The following is a 2701-nucleotide window of genomic DNA, read 5'->3' on the forward strand; positions in this document are numbered from 1 at the left end:
CCTCGGCACACTCACCGCCCTCTGGATGCGCCGAAAGCAAACCCACAAGTCCCCATAACCCCTGGCACACACAACCTCCGCAAGTCACCGCCCACACCCACCGCCCCGCGACCAAGCGGCGCCTCACCCCGCAGAAGACTGGAATCTGCCGAAGCCCGGCCGAGAAGCTCGATGAGCCCGAACTGAGGCCGCCGGTCGCCGAGTAAGGCCACGCGGTGCGTCCCCGGCCGACCAGGTAGACAGCGGCTGCGCTCGCTACGATCTGTCGTGCGAACGATGCCTCAGCGCGACCATCCGGCCCAACCAGGGCCCGCAGGCCGCGCCGAGGCGACCGGGTGGGGCGGGACGCACAACGNCCTGGGACTCGGAGAGGCCCTCGGCGAAGTAGGCACACTCATCGCCAGCCGCCTGGAGCGTGTCGAATGGGAAGGGGAAGCCGCGGAGGCGTTCCGCCAGTGGGGGCGAAACTTCGCCCGTGACTCCCGGGCGCTGGATGAGTTCACCCGCGATGTCGGTAAGGCCATCCGCCAGGCCGGCCAGGCGCTGTCAGAGGCTCAGTCCTCCATGCCGAAGGGGACCGCAACCGGCCCGGTGATCGACCCGGCCCAGGGATCAGCAGCCGGAACAGGCTTCCACGGATCCGACTTCCTCGACCACGTAGCAGCAGCACGCGCCGAAGAAGACCGCCAAGAAGCCATCCGCGTCATGGAACGCCTCTCCTCCCACTACCGCATCGCCGCCCAACAGATGGAGAACGCAGAGGAGCCGAAGTTCAAGGCAGAGACACTCCTGGATCCTCCCGGTAAAGGCGTCACTCCACCCATGGGAGGCGATGCGCGGCGCGTCACGCCCGAGCCACTCGCTGCGACACCACTGGGACCGGGTAGTTCAGGCTCGAACGGTGGCGCAGTGCCGGACCATCAGGAAACAAGAGGTGCTCATCACCCCGGGAGGACACCTGCCTCCTTTGACGGATCGGTCGGAACCTCACCGGATTCGCTCGGACCTGGTGGCCTGCCGTCCGCCCCAGGCAGTGGCACGGCTACGGGCCCGGCTCCTGTAGCCGGCGCAGGAGCACAGTCCGGAGCGCACTCATCCGGTCCGCTACCGTGGGGCCAACCGGCGGGAGGCTCACGTACCCCGGTCGGCCCCCCGCGCCCTGTGGGTGGTAACCCGCCACCCACAGCTCGTACACCACGGGTAGGTCAGGTGACGCCCGGAAGCCCTCTCCGGCCTCCGGGTGTGAGCGACGGGGTCACACCAAGGACGCAGACACCGGGCGTAGGACGGCCTGCGCAGACGGGTGGAGAAAGTCGTGCAGGCATACCGCAGAAGAGCCCCGGGGCCGAATCTCCCTCGATCGGACGGCCCGCACCAGGCTCAGCAACGGGTGGCACACCGGCCAACAGGCGTCCTGCAGCCCCTGAAGGCATTGTGGGAGGCACACGAAGGCCCTCAAGTTCCTCCTCCAGCGGGTCTGGCCTGCCCAAGGGCGCTGTCATCGGGCCGACGCCAGCCAGCCAACGTGGCGGCTTCATGCGGGAACCCGACCGAAGGACCACACGCAACCACGGCCCTGTCATTGGAGCACCTCCGCCCACTTCAGAAAGAACCGGAGGCCGGACCACCAGCAGCACCAACAATGTCCCCCGCACAGGAGCCTCGTCACTCAAGGCTGGCAAGGCGAAGGGCGAACTGCCCAAAGACCGAGGTGGCGTAATCGGACTCCCCCGCAACCAGGAGAAGAAGAGGCCCTCCAGTGACAAGTGAAGATTCGAGGACGGTCAGCCCTTGCAACACATACCGCAGCGGCCAGCCAGCCACTGCAGCCCTAACCGCGACGTCAGCGCGGCACCGAATCTTCCTGCTATTTCTCGTGACAACACTGTTTTTGCTCTCTTGGACAACAGTGACGTCGGCTTCCGCGGAGGAACCTGGGCAAGCATGGCATCTGAATGAGTACCGGACTTCAGAGATCTGGAAGCACACCCAGGGGGAGGGCATCACAGTTGCCGTCATCGACACAGGCGTCGACACCTCCGTACCAGAACTGATAGGGCAGGTACTGGAAGGCGAAGATTTCTTCGACTCTGAAGGAGTAGGTCAAGTCGACCGTGACGGCCATGGCACGAGGATGGCATCGTTGATCGCGGGGACTGGCGCTGACCAGGGAGTTCAAGGCTTGGCCCCGAAGGCCAAGATTCTCCCCATTCGAGTAGCATACAAGCCAGGCGAAATGGGTATCGGCCTTGGGCTGGATGAAAGAATCGCAGAAGCCATCGAGCTCGCGGCGGACAGCGAGGCGCAGATTCTGAGCATCGCCGTGGGGACCCGAGGGGAGGACACCAACTATCAGGAAGAGCTCGATAGGGCAATCGCCAAGGCCGCCAGCAACGGGAAGCTCATCTTCGCAGCGGCAGGAAATGATGCTCACAATGGCTACAGAGCTACCACTCTGGCACTTCAGGACGGTGCTGTGGGCGTAGCAGCTGTCGATCGCCACGGGGAACGGGCCTATTACTCCCAGCACGGGCCCTTCATCGGTCTGGCCGCTCCCGGGCAGGAGATCCCCAGGCGCTGCAGCCACCCTGACGGCGCGGTGTGTCTGCAGGAGGGCGGCACGAGCGCCGCCTCGGCGTTGGCTTCGGCCTCTGCCGCGCTGATCTGGTCGGCGAACCCTGACTGGACGAAGAACCAGGTC

The 2701-nt window shown here is 65.5% G+C and carries 1 protein-coding gene; it reads left to right on the forward strand.

Translation table 11 applies throughout. From position 1 onward, the window contains the following. Positions 1-1876: 1876 nt before the first annotated feature. The coding region (locus ABD299_RS11800) for a S8 family serine peptidase (protein ID WP_344261298.1) at positions 1877-2701 on the forward strand (825 nt) is incomplete at its 3' end.

Source organism: Streptomyces sodiiphilus, assembly GCF_039529215.1.
GTDB classification, from domain to species: domain Bacteria; phylum Actinomycetota; class Actinomycetes; order Streptomycetales; family Streptomycetaceae; genus Streptomyces; species Streptomyces sodiiphilus.